At 56.8% G+C, this 14,806-nt stretch carries 20 protein-coding genes and 1 riboswitch; of the genes, 10 read left to right on the top strand and 10 right to left on the bottom strand.

Going from position 1 to position 14,806, the window contains the following annotated elements; all coding sequences use genetic code 11:
* Positions 1 to 103 precede the first annotated feature (103 nt).
* From typA to NUH19_RS00080, 5 genes are all read right to left on the bottom strand, one after another.
* Positions 104 to 1,948 (bottom strand): translational GTPase TypA, encoded by a 1,845-nt coding sequence (typA, locus tag NUH19_RS00100; RefSeq protein WP_262314525.1) that lies wholly within the window; start codon positions 1,946 to 1,948, stop codon positions 104 to 106.
* Between the two features lie 136 nt (positions 1,949 to 2,084).
* The gene (locus tag NUH19_RS00095; RefSeq protein ID WP_262314524.1) at positions 2,085 to 2,858 is read right to left on the bottom strand and encodes an inositol monophosphatase family protein; all 774 of its coding nucleotides are present in this window, start codon (positions 2,856 to 2,858) and stop codon (positions 2,085 to 2,087) included.
* Positions 2,858 to 3,139, bottom strand: a complete 282-nt coding sequence (locus NUH19_RS00090) for a UPF0223 family protein (protein WP_262314523.1) — start codon at positions 3,137 to 3,139, stop codon at positions 2,858 to 2,860. The genes NUH19_RS00095 and NUH19_RS00090 overlap by 1 nt, the downstream gene beginning before the upstream one ends.
* A gap of 33 nt (positions 3,140 to 3,172) precedes the next feature.
* On the bottom strand, positions 3,173 to 4,045 hold the full coding sequence (locus NUH19_RS00085) for a Rossmann-fold NAD(P)-binding domain-containing protein (RefSeq protein WP_262314522.1): 873 nt from the start codon (positions 4,043 to 4,045) through the stop codon (positions 3,173 to 3,175).
* Between the two features lie 126 nt (positions 4,046 to 4,171).
* The gene (locus NUH19_RS00080) at positions 4,172 to 4,978 is read right to left on the bottom strand and encodes a hypothetical protein (protein ID WP_262314521.1); all 807 of its coding nucleotides are present in this window, start codon (positions 4,976 to 4,978) and stop codon (positions 4,172 to 4,174) included.
* Positions 4,979 to 5,181: 203 nt separating this feature from the next.
* Positions 5,182 to 5,343, bottom strand: a riboswitch (M-box (ykoK) riboswitch).
* Positions 5,344 to 5,471: 128 nt separating this feature from the next.
* Between NUH19_RS00080 and def the strand changes: the two genes are divergently transcribed.
* Positions 5,472 to 6,026, top strand: a complete 555-nt coding sequence (gene def, locus NUH19_RS00075) for a peptide deformylase (protein ID WP_262314891.1) — start codon at positions 5,472 to 5,474, stop codon at positions 6,024 to 6,026.
* A 47-nt stretch (positions 6,027 to 6,073) separates the two neighbouring features.
* On the opposite strand, the gene NUH19_RS00070 is transcribed toward def, so the two are convergent.
* Positions 6,074 to 6,517, bottom strand: coding sequence for a hypothetical protein (locus tag NUH19_RS00070; RefSeq protein ID WP_262314520.1), 444 nt, complete (start codon positions 6,515 to 6,517; stop codon positions 6,074 to 6,076).
* A gap of 197 nt (positions 6,518 to 6,714) precedes the next feature.
* On the opposite strand from NUH19_RS00070, the gene NUH19_RS00065 reads away from it, so the two are divergent.
* Positions 6,715 to 6,927: an RNA polymerase epsilon subunit gene (locus tag NUH19_RS00065; RefSeq protein WP_262314519.1), complete on the top strand. Its 213-nt coding sequence runs from the start codon at positions 6,715 to 6,717 to the stop codon at positions 6,925 to 6,927.
* A 5-nt stretch (positions 6,928 to 6,932) separates the two neighbouring features.
* On the top strand, positions 6,933 to 8,615 hold the full coding sequence (gene rnjA / locus NUH19_RS00060) for a ribonuclease J1 (RefSeq protein WP_262314518.1): 1,683 nt from the start codon (positions 6,933 to 6,935) through the stop codon (positions 8,613 to 8,615).
* Between the two features lie 145 nt (positions 8,616 to 8,760).
* On the opposite strand, the gene NUH19_RS00055 is transcribed toward rnjA, so the two are convergent.
* Genes NUH19_RS00055 through NUH19_RS00045 form a run of 3 tightly spaced genes read right to left on the bottom strand, consistent with a single transcriptional unit; the run spans position 8,761 to position 10,628 of the window.
* Positions 8,761 to 9,387: a tyrosine-type recombinase/integrase gene (locus tag NUH19_RS00055; RefSeq protein WP_262314517.1), complete on the bottom strand. Its 627-nt coding sequence runs from the start codon at positions 9,385 to 9,387 to the stop codon at positions 8,761 to 8,763.
* Between the two features lie 32 nt (positions 9,388 to 9,419).
* Positions 9,420 to 9,974, bottom strand: a complete 555-nt coding sequence (locus NUH19_RS00050; protein WP_262314516.1) for an Arm DNA-binding domain-containing protein — start codon at positions 9,972 to 9,974, stop codon at positions 9,420 to 9,422.
* Between the two features lie 60 nt (positions 9,975 to 10,034).
* On the bottom strand, positions 10,035 to 10,628 hold the full coding sequence (locus NUH19_RS00045) for a helix-turn-helix domain-containing protein (RefSeq protein WP_262314515.1): 594 nt from the start codon (positions 10,626 to 10,628) through the stop codon (positions 10,035 to 10,037).
* Positions 10,629 to 10,784: 156 nt separating this feature from the next.
* Here NUH19_RS00045 and NUH19_RS00040 point away from each other — a divergent pair, with 156 nt between their 5' ends.
* From NUH19_RS00040 to NUH19_RS00015, 6 genes are all read left to right on the top strand, one after another.
* The gene (locus NUH19_RS00040; RefSeq protein WP_262314514.1) at positions 10,785 to 11,075 is read left to right on the top strand and encodes a helix-turn-helix domain-containing protein; all 291 of its coding nucleotides are present in this window, start codon (positions 10,785 to 10,787) and stop codon (positions 11,073 to 11,075) included.
* A gap of 93 nt (positions 11,076 to 11,168) precedes the next feature.
* Positions 11,169 to 11,552 (top strand): hypothetical protein, encoded by a 384-nt coding sequence (locus NUH19_RS00035; protein ID WP_262314513.1) that lies wholly within the window; start codon positions 11,169 to 11,171, stop codon positions 11,550 to 11,552.
* Between the two features lies 1 nt (position 11,553).
* On the top strand, positions 11,554 to 11,892 hold the full coding sequence (locus NUH19_RS00030; RefSeq protein ID WP_262314512.1) for a hypothetical protein: 339 nt from the start codon (positions 11,554 to 11,556) through the stop codon (positions 11,890 to 11,892).
* Between the two features lie 2 nt (positions 11,893 to 11,894).
* A complete protein-coding gene (locus NUH19_RS00025) occupies positions 11,895 to 12,215 on the top strand; it encodes a hypothetical protein (RefSeq protein WP_262314511.1) in 321 nt (106 codons plus the stop codon).
* The gene (locus NUH19_RS00020; RefSeq protein WP_262314510.1) at positions 12,208 to 12,354 is read left to right on the top strand and encodes a hypothetical protein; all 147 of its coding nucleotides are present in this window, start codon (positions 12,208 to 12,210) and stop codon (positions 12,352 to 12,354) included. The genes NUH19_RS00025 and NUH19_RS00020 overlap by 8 nt, the downstream gene beginning before the upstream one ends.
* Positions 12,355 to 12,946: 592 nt before the next feature.
* Positions 12,947 to 13,216, top strand: a complete 270-nt coding sequence (locus NUH19_RS00015; protein ID WP_262314509.1) for a type II toxin-antitoxin system HicB family antitoxin — start codon at positions 12,947 to 12,949, stop codon at positions 13,214 to 13,216.
* 47 nt (positions 13,217 to 13,263) lie between these two features.
* Here the strand turns inward: NUH19_RS00015 and NUH19_RS00010 are convergent, their stop codons facing one another.
* A complete protein-coding gene (locus tag NUH19_RS00010) occupies positions 13,264 to 13,773 on the bottom strand; it encodes a hypothetical protein (RefSeq protein ID WP_262314508.1) in 510 nt (169 codons plus the stop codon).
* A 268-nt stretch (positions 13,774 to 14,041) separates the two neighbouring features.
* Here NUH19_RS00010 and NUH19_RS00005 point away from each other — a divergent pair.
* The coding region (locus NUH19_RS00005) for a transposase (protein WP_262314507.1) at positions 14,042 to 14,806 on the top strand (765 nt) is incomplete at its 3' end.

Below are 14,806 nucleotides of genomic sequence, written 5' to 3'. Positions count from 1 at the left end.
AGGCCTTGCCGCCGTCAACTTTAAAGCTCACAGTGCCGCTGCCCCGCGCCGCGGCGAGCGGCCACAAAAAAAGCCTCCCGCGGGAGACTTCTGGTAAACGCGATTACAGGTCCTTGGACATCTTGCGGCGCTTGTCGGCCTTTTGGCGCTCGCCGGTGTTCAGAATCTTCTTGCGCAGGCGAACGGAGGTCGGGGTGACTTCGCACAGCTCGTCTTCGTTCAGGAACTCGATGGATTCCTCGAGGCTGAGGTTCTTTGGGGTCTTGATGGCCGCGGCGTGGTCCTTACCAGCGGCACGGGTGTTGGTCAGGTTCTTCCCCTTGGTGGCGTTGACGGCGATGTCGTTGTCGCGGCTGTTTTCACCGACGATCATGCCTTCGTAAACCTCGACGCCGGCATCGATGAAGAGCTGGCCACGGTCTTCGATGCTTTGCAGCGAGTAGGTGGTCGCCTGCCCTGCGTTGATCGAGACCAAGGCGCCGGTGGTACGGCCTGGCTCCCAGTTCTTAACGACCGGCAGGTACTTTTCGAAGGTGTGGTTCATGATGCCGTAACCACCGGTGCTGGACAGGAACTCGGTCGAGTAGCCGATCAGGCCACGAGACGGCGCGAGGAAGGTCATGCGGGTCTGGCCGTTGCCTTCGTTCTCCATGTTTTGCATCTCGCCCTTGCGCTTGGACATGGCGTCGATGATGGTCCCGGTGTACTGCTCAGGCGTGTCGATCTGCACCTCTTCGAACGGCTCGCAGGTGACGCCGTCGATGTCGCGGTAAATCACTTCCGGCCGGCCGAGCTGAAGCTCGAAGCCGGCGCGGCGCATTTCCTCGACCAGAATCGACAGGTGCAGCTCGCCACGACCGGACACCATCCAGGCGCCGGCCTGATCGGTGTCGTCGACGCGCAGCGACACGTCGGTTTGCAGCTTGGAGCGCAGGTAGTCTTCCAGCTTGCGAGCGGTGACCTTGTCCCCTTCGCGGCCGGCGAACGGGCTGTCGTTTTGCAGGAACATCATCTGCAGTGTCGGCGGATCGATCCGCAGCACCGGCAGGGCCTCAGGGGTCGCGGCATCGGCGACGGTTTCACCGACGTAGATGTCGTCCATCCCGGACACGGCGATCAGGTCGCCGGCCTTGGCGGTTTGGACCTCGACGCGCTTGAGCCCGAAGAACCCGAACAGCTTGGTGACCCGGAAGTTCTTCTTGGTGCCGTCAAGCTTGAGCACGGACACGTTGTCGCCGACGGAAATCGTGCCGCGGAACACGCGGCCGATCCCGATGCGGCCCACGTAGTCGTTGTAATCCAGCATGGAAACCTGGAACTGCAGCGGCTCGTCGGTGTTGTCGACTGGCGCCGGAATGGTCTTCACGATGGTGTCGAACAGCGGCTGCATCGTGTGCTCCTGGTCGGCCGGGTCGTCGGAGTAGCTGGACGTCCCGTTCAGGGCACTGGCGTAGACAATCGGGAACTCAAGCTGGCTCTCGTCGGCCCCAAGGTCGATGAACAGTTCCAGCACTTCATCCACAACCTCTTCCGGCCGGGCGCCTGGGCGGTCGATCTTGTTGATCACCACGATCGGCGTCAGGTGCTGCTCCAAGGCCTTCTTCAAGACGAAGCGCGTCTGAGGCATGGTGCCTTCAAAGGCGTCGACGATGAGTAACACCCCATCGACCATCTTCATGATCCGTTCCACTTCGCCCCCGAAGTCCGCGTGCCCTGGGGTGTCCACGATGTTGATCGTGGTGTCGCCGTACTTGACGGCGGTGTTTTTGGACAGGATGGTGATCCCGCGTTCCTTTTCAATAGCGTTCGAATCCAAAGCGCGGTCCCCGATGGTCATGTGCTCTGGCAGGGTGTCGGATTGCTTCAGCATCTCGTTGACCAGCGTGGTCTTACCATGGTCGACGTGGGCAATGATCGCAATGTTCCGAATGTCGTCGCGTGTCTTCACGTGTATTAACTTCCTTTCAGCGTGCCTGTTTGATTACGGCATAAAAAAACGTGTCGAGTCGACACAGTCTTCGATAAAACATTATAGCACAGGTCAAAGCGCCTGTGACGGTTTTCTGAAAACTTTTTGGCGACCGCTACGGCCGCGCCATTGCGGCCACAATCGCGGCGTGGGCCTGCGGCATCGCCGCGACCACCAGGCCGGGCTGCAACAGGTCAAGCGCCGCCCCGTCAGGCCGGGTGACCCGCAGGCCGAACCCCGCGCCGATCGCGGCGCCGGCCGCGACGTCCCAAGGTTGCAAGTACGAGACGTAGCCGACCTGCTGGCCCATGGTGATGGCCGCAAAGGTCATGCCGGCGCTGCCGATCATCCGCGCCCCGGCGCTGGCCAACGCCAGCTCGCCCAGGTGCGACTGGTTGTGAATCGCCATGCGCGAGTTGACGCCGAGCAGGCCGGCCGCAAGCGGCAGGTCGCGCGGTGCCGGCTGTGGCACCCCGTTAACCGCAACCGGCCAGGCCGGGCCGCCGGTGATCAGCCGGTCTGCCATCACATCGAGAATGGCGCCGTACACCGCCACGCCGTCGACGTAGGCCCCGAGCATCACCGCGAAGTTGGCCCGTTGCTTGACGAAATTCATGGTGCCATCGATGGGATCCAGGAAGAACACCAGCCCGGCCAGCGTCTGCGGCCGCGCCAGGTGGCTCTCCTCGCCGACGATGGCCGCCTGCGGGTAGGCGGCCTGCAATTGTGCCACCAAAAACGCCTGGTTGGCGCGGTCGACGTTGGTCACCAGGTCGTTGCGGTTGGACTTGGTCGCCACGGTGAGCGGGGCCGCCATCGCGGCGAGAATTCGCTTGCGGCTTTGGTCGAGCCAGCCGACCACCTGCTGGTGAAGCGCGGCGACGTCCATCAGTCGACCCTCAGCTTGACGCGCTTGGCCGCCGTGTCGCGGGCCGCCCTCATCACCAGGTAAATCGAGTAGCCGGAGTTGGCCTCGAACTCTCGCCCCAGCTGGCGCTCGGTGCCCTTATCCGGCACCACCTGCTTGAAGCCAGAGTAAGCGGCCAGCAGGTTGGCGCGGTCGGCGCCCTTTTCGTAGGCGTCTTCCACAAGTGAGTAGAAGGTGGTGACCCGGACCATTTCGTCTGTGGTCCAGTCAAGGTCAAGCGGGTATTGGTAGTTAGGTTTCAAGATTGTTCTCCTTTAATCAGCTCACTAATCAGCTCACTCGATGGTGGCCAGCTTCGCCCGCACCGCCGCCTCGATGGCGACCAGCGCCTCTTGCTCGGCGTTGTCGCCGGTGACTGGGGCCAATAGCGTTACGCCGCGCGCATCGACCAGCATCGGCTGCGCCAGCGCCACCGGCCCCTCCGGCCGCTCGATCAGCGTGGTCACCGGGGCCAATAGCGCCTGGCCGGTCAAGGCGGCCAAAAGCCGCTCCACGGCGGCCGCCCACACCGAGGCGTCGGCCACTGCGGCAAAGGCGTCGCACACCCCCATGGCCTCGCGCATGATGGCACCGGCATCAAGGTCCTTCATCAGACTGAGCACCGGCGTGGTGCCGATGAACGCGCGGCTCCACAGCAGCGCGTAGTCCTGCTGCGTCCCCACCGCATAGGCGGTGACGGACTCGCGCGGCACGGTGAAGCGCGTGGCCAAGAAGCGCTCGAAGCAGGCGGTCAACGCCAAGGTGCCGATGCCAAAGACGTCCGTCTTCGGCAGCCCGGAAATGCGCTGGGCAAAATAGGTGCCGACCGCCGCCTCGCCGGTGGCGACCAGCACCACCCCGCCGAACCCCGCCGCCATGGCGGTGTTCAAGACGCGCCGCATCCGCGCGATGTTTTCAAGCCGTAGCTCGCCCTTGGCAGCGGCTTGGTAATCGGTGAAAATCAGCACGTCCGCCGCGGCCAGGCTCTTGCTGGTTGCCTTGCCAAAGGCGTTGGGGCCGATGGCGGCAAGCGCCACAAGCCTTGGCCACTCCAGCGCGGCCGCATCGGTCGCCTCAAGCGAAAGCGTCAGCGCCAGTGGGCTTTGAATCAGCCGCTCGCACACTCGAATCGTCGCGGTGCTTTGCCCGCACACCACCACTTTTTGCATGTTTGCCCCCTACCGGCCCAGCCAGAGCCGCCTGTGATAACCGAAGGATACCGCTTTTTGGCGCAAATGGCCAGCCGCAGCCACAAAAAAAGCGCCGGTGTGAGCCGACGCCAAAGGGTCATTGAATTAGGCGAAGCGCCACGAGACCGGGTCCTGGTTGTAGCGGAACGCCGCCTCTTGGGCGTCGTGGCGCGTGGTACCAACCAGGGTGATTTCGCGACCGAACGCCGCGAGCCGGGCGGGTTGCGGCCGGCGGGTCAACAGCGCCGCCTGCCGCGCCATCAGCGCCTGCGGCAGAACCGCTAAGCCGCCAAGCGCCGCGCGAATCGCACAGCCGAAGGCCAAGGCAGCAGCCAGCAGCCAGCCGCTAAGCGTTGCGAGCTGACCGGCAGCCGCGTCGCCTTGAACCAGCCGGGCCACCAGGCGGTCAGCGCCGACCGCCAGCACCCGAGCCTGCGCGCTGGCCACCGCACGGCTGCCGGCCGGGGCAACCCCGAAGGCCACCGGCTGGGCGGTGATCGTCAACAGTAGGCGCAGCCACAATGCTGGCTGGGCGCTGATTGCCCCGCTGACATCGACGGTCAGCCGGGTGCCAGCCTGAACCTGCACCACGTCGCCGACCACCAAGTCGCTGGCGGCGATAGGCCGAACCAGCCCGTCGCGGACCACCAGCACCTGCCGCGGCGCGTCGAGCGCGGCCAGCCAACGGGTGAGGCCCAGGTGGCCGAGGCCGGCCAAACCGGCGATCAGACCGGCCAGCGCCAACCCGATCAGCCCGTGGGCCAAGGCCGCCAAAAGCAGACCCAGCCCCAGCCCGAGCAACACGAGCGGGCGAAGTGCGAATGCCGGCGCCTGAATGCGGCCGCCGTGCTGCAACACTTGCTTTTGCTTGACCTCAAGCCGGGTCAAGCCGCTTTGTACTTGCATCAACATCGTCAATCTCCTCTCTTCGATCGGAGGTTTGGATGCCGCGTTTATCTATTATTTAATTGATGTGGCGGCACAATGTCAAACCTTCCGGGATCTGCATTGTCGGGATTACCACCATCGATCGCTGTTTGTTTCATGTACCCACCACCTTTCATTCACCGTCCGTTGCGCGCAAAAAAGCGCACACCAATTGGGTATGCGCGCGATTTGCATCCCAATCGTTTAGTTTTAGCACTATACGCCTAGAACAAAGTTCAGCTACGTTAGCGCAAGCCTTTGTAGACAAGCGCAGTTGACTCATTGGCATCTCTGGATGTTTCTGAGCAGCAGCATTGTTCGTATAGGAGCCTCACCTAACGGAAAGCACCGGATTTAACTACTTACTAATCATACGCAACTGGCGGCACGGTGTCAAGGCCCGGCCTTGCAGAATCTCTTTTTTGTTGCGGCGCGGTGTGGTAAGGTAATGAAGAATAACGAATTGGAGGTCTTGATCGTGTATCTCATGAAAGACATCACCCGCGACGGGGCCCCGGTGCTGCGCGAGCACGCGCAGCCGGTGGCCTTCCCGCTATCGGATGAGGACAAAAAACTCGCCAAAGACATGATGGACTACCTGGTCATCAGCCAAGACGAGAAGGAAAACGAAAAGTACAAGCTGCGCCCGGGCGTCGGTCTGGCCGCCCCTCAAGTCGGGGTGGGCAAGGCGATGGCTGCGGTGCTGGTGCCGGGGCCTGACGACGAGATCTTATTTAAGGAAGTGCTGATCAACCCCGTGATCATCAGCCACAGCGTCCAGGAAGCGGCGCTGTCGGAAGGCGAAGGTTGCTTGAGCGTGGACAAGGACGTCCCAGGCTACGTGGTACGGCACGATCGCATCACCATTCGCTACCAAAACCTCGCCGGTGAGACCAAGAAGGTGCGGCTCAAGAACTACCCGGCCATCGTGTGCCAGCACGAAATCGACCACCTCAACGGCATCTTGTTCTACGATCACATCGATAAGAAACAGCCCTTCCACATGAAACCCGAGGGCATCCTGATCGATTAACCGACACCAAAAAGGCGAGCCGCACCGGCTCGCCTTTTTTCGTGCCATCACACCCGCAGTACGTCTTCGACGTACTCGGCCGTCGCCTGGTTGACCAGGTAGGCAACATCGACGTGCAACAGCCCGTCCCGCAGCCAAAAATCGGTCACCACAAGCGCCGGTCCGCGGGTCGCGGCCTGCAACCCCGCCGTCGTCCCCGCCTGTGCCAGCGCCTGTGACAGCGCCTGGCGGGTCGGGGTCGAATCAGCGGCGATCATGACGTACTCGAAGGCCGCGATGCCGTGGCCCCACACGTCGGCCACCGGGGTGCTGGCCACCAGGGGCTCGTGCGGCCAGCCCAGCGCGGCCAGCGCCGCCGTCACCGCCGCGTCGCAGGCCTGCTGGCTGCGCGTCAAGAACAACCGCAAGGCCCGGCGCTTGCGAGCGGCGCGGTACCAGATTAACAAGGCCAAAAGGAGCACGACACCCACCGCCGCAATCAACCACCACATGTTAAGCCCCCCTTTTCTTTAGTATACCGCAGTGGCCGCCGCCGACACTAGCTGGCGGCGTTTCGGGCGTGGCGTCGGTGCCGCAATTATGATAAGATAGTCGTAACTGTTGAAGCCCCTTCAACATTTGACCGGTAAATCGCAAGAGACGCCGCATGCTTTGCGGAGTTTTTTGGCGTACACGAAAGGAGTCTACCATGATTTACAAAGTATTGTACCAAAAGGATATGGTCCGCAACCCCAAGCGGGAAACCACCGAAACGCTTTACCTCGAAGCGGATTCGGCCGCGGCCGCACGTGCGTTGGTGGAGGCCCACACGCCTTACAACATCGAATTCGTGCAGGAGCTTTCCGGCAAGTTCTTGGCCTTTGAGCAGCAAGAACCCGGCTTTGAGCTGACGGAGTTTTAGCCTCAATGAAACTTAACGTCAAAAACAACGAAACCGCCGTTTTTGCAATCGGCGGCCTAGGTGAAATCGGCAAGAACATGTACGGGGTTCAATTCCAAGACGAAATCATCGTCATCGACGCCGGGATCAAGTTCCCGGAAGACGACCTGCTCGGAATTGATTACGTGATCTCCGATTACTCCTACCTAGTGCAGAACCAAGATAAGATTCAGGCGCTGGTCATCACCCACGGGCACGAAGACCACATCGGCGGCATTCCCTACTTCCTCAAGCAGGTGCCGAACGTCCCGGTTTACGCCCCACCGCTGGCCGCGGCCTTGATTCGCGGGAAGCTGGAGGAGCACGGGCTACTGCGGACCACCGAGCTGCACGAACTCAAGGAAGACGCGGTGCTTAAGTTCCGCAAAATCACCGTCGACTTCTTCCGCACCACCCACAGTATTCCGGACACCCTGGGCGTCGCCGTTCACACGCCTCAAGGGGTGATCGTCGAAACCGGGGACTACAAGTTCGACCTGACCCCGGTTGGCGACCAGCCGGCGCCGAACCTGCAGAAAATGGCCCGGCTGGGCGAGGAAGGCGTCTTGCTGCTGATGTCCGACTCGACCAACGCGGAGATCCCGAACTTCACCAAGTCCGAGCGCTTCGTCGGCCACTCGATTCGCCACCTGTTCGACGGCATCGAAGGCCGCATCATTTTTGCCACCTTCGCCTCCAACATCTCGCGCATCGCCCAGGCCGCCCAGGCGGCGATGGACCACGGGCGCAAGATCGCGGTGTTCGGCCGCTCGATGGAAACCGCGATGGTCAACGGCCGCGAGCTCGGTTACCTAGACATTCCAGACGACGTGCTGATCGACAGCCACGAGCTCAACAAGATTCCGGCCGGTGAGGTCATGATTCTTTGCACCGGCTCGCAAGGCGAACCGATGGCGGCGCTGTCGCGCATCGCCAACGGCACCCACCGCCAGATCTCGATTCAGCCCGGCGACACCGTGATCTTCTCGTCCAACCCGATTCCGGGCAACACGGTCAGCGTGAACCACGTGATCAACGAGCTGGAAGAGGCCGGTGCGACCGTCATCCACGGTAAGGTCAACAACATCCACACCTCCGGCCACGGCGGTCAGGAGGAGCAAAAGCTGATGCTGCGCCTGATGAAGCCGAAGTTCTTCATGCCGATTCACGGTGAGTACCGGATGCTGAAGATTCACACCGAGCTGGCGCAGGAGTGCCACATCCCCGAAGACCACTGCTTCATCATGGACAACGGCGATGTGCTGGCCCTGGGCAAGGATTCCGCTCGCCGGGCCGGGCACTTCCCGGCCGCCGACGTCTACATCGACGGCTCCGGCATCGGTGACATCGGCAACGCGGTGATTCGCGACCGGCGCCTGTTGTCCGAGGAAGGCCTGGTCGTGGTGGTCGCCACCATCAACATGCAAAAGCAGGCCGTGCTGGCCGGCCCGGACCTCCTGTCGCGCGGTTTCATCTACATGCGCGAGTCCGGCGAGCTGATCAACTCCGCCCAGCGCCGCGTCTACCGCACCATCAAGACCACCTTCAAGCAAAACGAGAAGGTCACCGAGGGCATGCTCAAGGACGCGATCATCGCCAACCTGCAGGAGTTCCTGTTCGACAAGACGGAACGCCACCCTGTTATTTTACCGATGCTGATCACGCTGTGATTGTGAACCGAGACGCGACTCGCGCCTCGGTTTTTGGTTTTTATGCAGTATTCACCCGCGCGAAATCGCACGGGGCCGCAGGGATTTGGTTGTCTTATCCAAAAATGAGTGAAGACAGTCGCCACCCCTGTGAAAGGCCGGTAAATCAACGTTTGTTGGGGCAGTCCGTTGATTCAGAATTGGTCCCACTGTCATTCCCACTGTCTACTGTCTCGACGGCCCCAAGGTAGTCTGCCAGCTTCACAGCGGCGGCCTCACGTTGCTCGTTTGAGATGTGCGCGTAGACAGCGAGAGTCATGGTTGGTTTCGAGTGACCGGCGAGCCGTTGAACCGTCGAGATGTCCACGCCAGCGATCAATAGATTCGAGATGAAGCTGTGTCGCGCCTTGTGAGCAGAGATTCGTGGCGTAAGATTGTTTGCCTTGATGAGTGATGCAAGACGGCAAGCTGGTTTCTTGACGTCACACGGTTTGTCGTTGCCGCGAGGATTTGGGAACAACCACTGTTTGTCCAGGTCAACGATGATTCGCTTGTTGTGCAGTTTGTTGAGTAGCTTTGTCTTCCAAATGTTAAATGGGGCAACTGCCACCGCGTCCACAATCGGAATCATTCGAAAACCTGCCTGCGACTTGGGCAGGTTGATGTCAACCATCGACTGAGTGCGTCGAACTGACACATTCAGTTGCTTGTCGCTGACCACCTCGACGTCTGAGAACTTCAATGTGGTCAGTTCCCCTACCCGGAGCCCTGCCAAAAACAGAATCTTAAACATAAGCATTTCGTCTGGATGCTTGCGCACGTCGATTAGACTGGAAAGTGGTCGATCTGTTCACGCGTCCAATATTGAGAATCATCTTCAATCGGCGCCTTTTCCTGTCGTGGGAGTTTGACGCCGATTGTTGGGTCCACACGAATGTAAGCGTTGTCAAGAGTGAACCTAAACACACGACGGACAAAACCCCAATTTCCTTTGAAGGAGCTGGGTAACGTGTCTGTCGTGCTATTCAAGTATCGTTGAAGATCGGCCTTCTCAATCTGCCAATCGCCAATGACGTCGACGACGTTAATTTTTACTCGGCCAGCGGCTGCCCTTGCAGTGCTTGGTCGAACTGTTGGCGCCCACGCCTCAAGGTACTCATTGATAACTTGCTCGATTGTTCTCGACTTATTTTTGGTCAGCTGGTCACCGTTCTGAATGGTGAATTCCAGTTTAGTTGCCGCCAATCGGGCTTCATATTGCGACCTGAAACCCTGGCGGGTGCGGTAGAGTTTCTTCCCAGTCAGATGGTTAACGCCAGCATAAACCTGGATTTTCCAACGGGTTCCCTTTTGCGTGTCGTACTTTGTTATTGATGCCATAATTTTCTCCTTTTTTGATGTCCCGGCGGGCGACCCAAAATCGGAAATATGGCGATAGAGCTACTTAAGCACAAGTATCTGTGAGCCAAGATCTATTTGCTTTCGATCTGAAATAATCAACGCGAGTTTCACCCGAATTTCGTCCGACTCAGTCTCATTCTGAGCTCGTTGGAACGAAAGCGCAGCTAATATTTCAGTTAGCCGATCGTTCAACAATGTTTGAAGTCTCACACTAAGAATTTCGTACACTTTTGAACCGAAGTCGTTAATTGATGTCAGCTCAGCATGATAGTCGCTTTGAAGTCGTGAGTCCAAATCTGTCTCATTCTTCTCGAATGAAAAATCAAAATAGTAGATTCGCCGTTCCCCTTCAAAGGTCACCGCGATTTCGTACGGAGCTTTTCCATCAACAGCATTACTAAAAACTTCAGAAGACGTCTCAGCCTCTATTCGATATGGCGAGTATTCGAAAAACTCCTTTGGCGTCACGCGTAAGTAGTTGCATAACAGGTCAGTTGTATCGACGGAGATGTTTCCCATTGGCTTATTGACCAAGTTCGATACGGTGTTACGAGACAGTCCAGTGTCTTCGGTCACCTGCTTAATGGTTAGATTACGTTCAGTCAACAAAATTCCTAGACGATTTGCGAGCACTATAATCACCTCTTTCCGATTCCATTATACACATGCACATTAAAATTATCAAATGTGGTTGACACATCGTCTCGCACGACGTATCATGTTCTTGTCAGATGCACATTGAAATCATCATAGATTCAAAATATCGTGCAAAGGAAAGGAAAAATTGCAATGCAAGCAATTTCACAACAACCAAGCATCAGCATTCAGTTCCCCGGTCTCGAAGACCTAGTCACTCGCCTCGTGGATGAGCGTGTCGCCAAGCTGGCGTTCAACATCGATCCACAGCAACCGGAACCCGAATTCTTCACCCTTGGTGAAGCGGCCAAATACCTCAACGTTTGCCGCAACACTCTAATGAAGTACGTCCGTCAAGGCGACATCCGTGTCACGTTCGTGGGCACGACTAGGCGGATTAAGCGTTCAGAATTGGACGCCACACTGAAATCAAATACCATCTGAAATCTGCATAAAATTGAAGTAACATCGCACTGAAATCGTCCCGGCGGGCGACCTAAGACCAGAAATTACAACTTATAAAAGGAGAATTTTACCATGTCAAAAAAACGCAGCAAATACGGGCGGGAAGCCCTCAGAAAGTTAGGCACTAATGCACGTTTTCAATTCACGACCACCTTCGAGCGCTTTGGAAAGCGGTCTGGATGGGTGGGTGATGAAACCACGGTTTTATTTAGCAACGTTGAGCAGAACGGCAATATGGTCACCGACCACCTTTGGTTCACCTGCGGCAAGACTTGGTCCAATCTGGACCTCCATGAGGGCGATCAAGTTCAATTCATGGCTCGCGTCGCCAAGTACGAAAAGGGCTACAAGGGCAATCGTGAGCAAGTCTGGGACTACCACCCCATCGAAACGGACTACAAACTCGAACGTCCAACCAAGGCTGCCAAAATCACATCATCACAGGAGGGCTTCTAACATGTCAACTCAACCAACCATCAACGTCGTCAACTACGACGCCTTGTCCGACGTGATCTATAACCTGGAATTCGCCACCATCGTCATTCCACCTAACCTGCGGACCTCAGCCGGCCAACCGGTGGCCGAAATCCTGGGTCAGGCAATCACTGACCTCAAGGCGGCTATTGGCTTCACCTGGGACTACCAGGACGACAGTCCCCTGAAGTGGGACGACGATGAACAGGCTGAATGCCGCGACGATGTGTGCGTCGTTGACCGCTCCCTGCTTCTGTCCATGAGAAACGCCGTCACCACGCTCACGATGCTCTCTGAGTTTGTGCCTGACTTGGAGGACTAGCTATGAAGATAACTCTCGAGATCCTGGCCGAATCGGCCTATGACATCACACTTGGTGAACTTGCGATGGTCGAGGAGCGTGACAATGGCGACACCGTTATCCCAGTCGGGTTCGCCGCTCCCTGGGTGGCTGAACACTACCATGAATTCGCATCATTCTGCGAAATCGACTATCACACCGCCCAGTTATTCGCCTGGGTGGTCATCTCATCCGGCATGACACCCCATGAGATTGCTACAGCCCTGAGTCGGTGCATGAACGAACTCTACTGCACGTTGAGAGGCGCCCTCTGCTTGGACTTGGAGGCGGTCAACAATGCTTAACCTCATCCTGGCTCTCTACCTTTGGATCACCTCGCACGTCCTCACCATTGCCGCCCTGAGCATCGCCTTCGTTATTGGAGCCGCCTGGGAACACATCATGCAAGACACGAAAAAAGCCGCCAAGCGCGCCAACGTTTAACGGCCCAACTAATTGAATAGTTGAAGCTCACAACCTACGCCAATAGGTTAGAACCTTTGTATCTGCCCGATACAGGTTCATTGTACCACGTGAGCTCTGTTCTCGCTCATGCCCTGCGCGAGGTCGAATCAAAGTCAGGTGGTCAGCTAGAGCCGTCGCAATAGAATCCAGCCGGTGGTGAAGTCCAGTCAGCTCCCCCATCGTCATTCATGGGCGTCTACGGCCTTCCAGACTTAAAATGGTAAACGGTAGGGGTGGATCGTTCTGCGTGCAGAGATGCACGGGGGTACGTCCGGCCAATCGATGTAATCGCGGTGTTCACATGAGCTAGACCGCACGTCTAACAGACGAATCAACCTCAAGCTCGCATCGATGGTGTCCTGGGCAGAACTGGGGCTGAGAATGGATGTCTGGTAAGCGCGACGTGGTGACATGCACGTGAGCCGGGGCTGTAATGGAACGACGGCGAAAAGCCGTCTTACAGCTTGCCTTCTTGGCAGGGGGTAACTGACAGGAACCTCACAGCCCCTGGGCGTTGTAGCTGAGGACTATATGACGTATAGTGTGCCTATACAGAATGAGGTGTTAAACAATGACCGATGAGAAAGTGACACTTACGTACCCGGCTGTTTTCGACAACATCGACAACGACGGATTCTACACGGTAACCTTCCCAGATGTTCCCGATACAGTTACTCAGGGCGCATCGCTAGAAGACGCTGTTAGAGCAGCCCCCAACGCTTTGGCGGTTGTTCTACCAGACTATGCAGAGTACCCAACACCTTCTAGCTTTGAAGAGACAAAGGCCGCCAACCCAGGGCTAATAGTGCAGATGGTGTCCGTCACAGTGTCAGCAAAGTGAGCAGACAAAAACAGACCTCAGCCTAAGTTGAGGTCTGTTATTTTGCCCTACTCCGCCACTATGCAAGCGTCTCCATAGATGACACAGTCGTACTCAGTAGAATCAGAGGTGTCTTTGGTGATAACCCGCATGTTGAACAGGGCATCGTACTCACCCTTGTCTATTTCATCCTGGATGCTTGACAGTACAGCACTATACGCCTTGGCATACCCATTGCCAGCGTTTCCGAAGATTGAACCGAAAGTCATGGTTGCTGAGTAGGCATAATAGGCAGGCTTCAGAAACACAAAGCCGTCGGGGATAGAGTTTGCACTGATGATGTATTCCGCCGTATCAAACGAAAATTTAGCATTAGTAGAGGTAGGACGAGTCCGTTGTGCCTTCGGATCTGATGCTGTGGATTGTTGCTCTGCTGAGTCAGACGATGGTGGTTCTGGCACTGGCTCTACCGGTTTCGAATCATTGTCTACAGTTGTTTGTACTTGTTCAACTGACTCATGATGGTGCAGCTGTTTACCAGCATTTCGGCCCTCTCGTGCGCGTATATCTTCTTCCATCTCTAACTCCTCCTTTGTTTCATAGCTTATAATAGCATAAATTTTTGGAGAATAGACAAAAAAACCGCCTCTCATGTGAACGACGGTCCAATCATTGACCACACCACAGGCCAGTGTACTTATTTGGCGCTACGATATTTGGAGTTGATAGGCTACTTGCCTGCCAACTCCTTTTTCTATACCATTTAGTTTCCAGCACAAAAACAGGACACCACAAGGTTTCCTGTTCATCGTCCCGACCAAAGAATTCAGAAATGGAGTTTGTGTGATGTCCCTTACTAGTCAGTCTATCCGACTTGCCCTTGAAATTACAGACCCAAACATCATCTTTTACAAAGATGCCCAAATTGAAAAGGTTCATGACGCGGATGCCTTGCTCTATTATGCTAGGTTAATCACTCAACCAGCGCGCTGCCCACAATGCGGCTTTTGTGGGCAGATGGTGCGGTATGGTTTCAATCAAGTGTGCCTCGTGGTTCCAGGGTTTAGCTACCGACCAACGTACCTGAAACTTAGCTGCCAGCGATTCCGCTGCCAGCTTTGTGCATCTGTTTTTCAGAGCCAAACGAACTACGTTCAGCCCAACTGTGTGATTACCACGCCAGTTCGGCAGATGATTCTCTATGAGGCGCTGACCAATCATTCCTTAAGTGATATCGCACGCCGTTACCACGTGGCAGACAAGACCGTCCAGCGCGTTTTAGATGACGAAATCGCCCTTCACAACTTTAAACAAACAACTTGGCTACCAGATCACTTAGCCTTTGACGAATTCAAGGCAACCAACCAAATGAGTTTCATCTGGGCAGACAGTGATCAAGGTGAAATTGGGGCCATCTTGCCTTCCCGCACTTCATACCAGCTAACCAGATACTTCGAACAGTTTCCCCTCAAAGTACGTAAGCAGGTCAAGACTGTTTCGCTGGACTTAAACGCTGGATACATCAACCTAGTTCCGCGACTTTTTCCTAACGCGAAAGTCGTTGTGGATCGATTCCACATCGTTCAGATGGTCTCAACGGCACTTAATATG

The sequence above is a fragment of the Lacticaseibacillus parakribbianus genome, assembly GCF_025490915.1.
GTDB lineage: Bacteria > Bacillota > Bacilli > Lactobacillales > Lactobacillaceae > Lacticaseibacillus > Lacticaseibacillus parakribbianus.
Note: the sequence above shows the minus strand (reverse complement) of the source record. Positions and strands in the feature narration are given on the sequence as shown.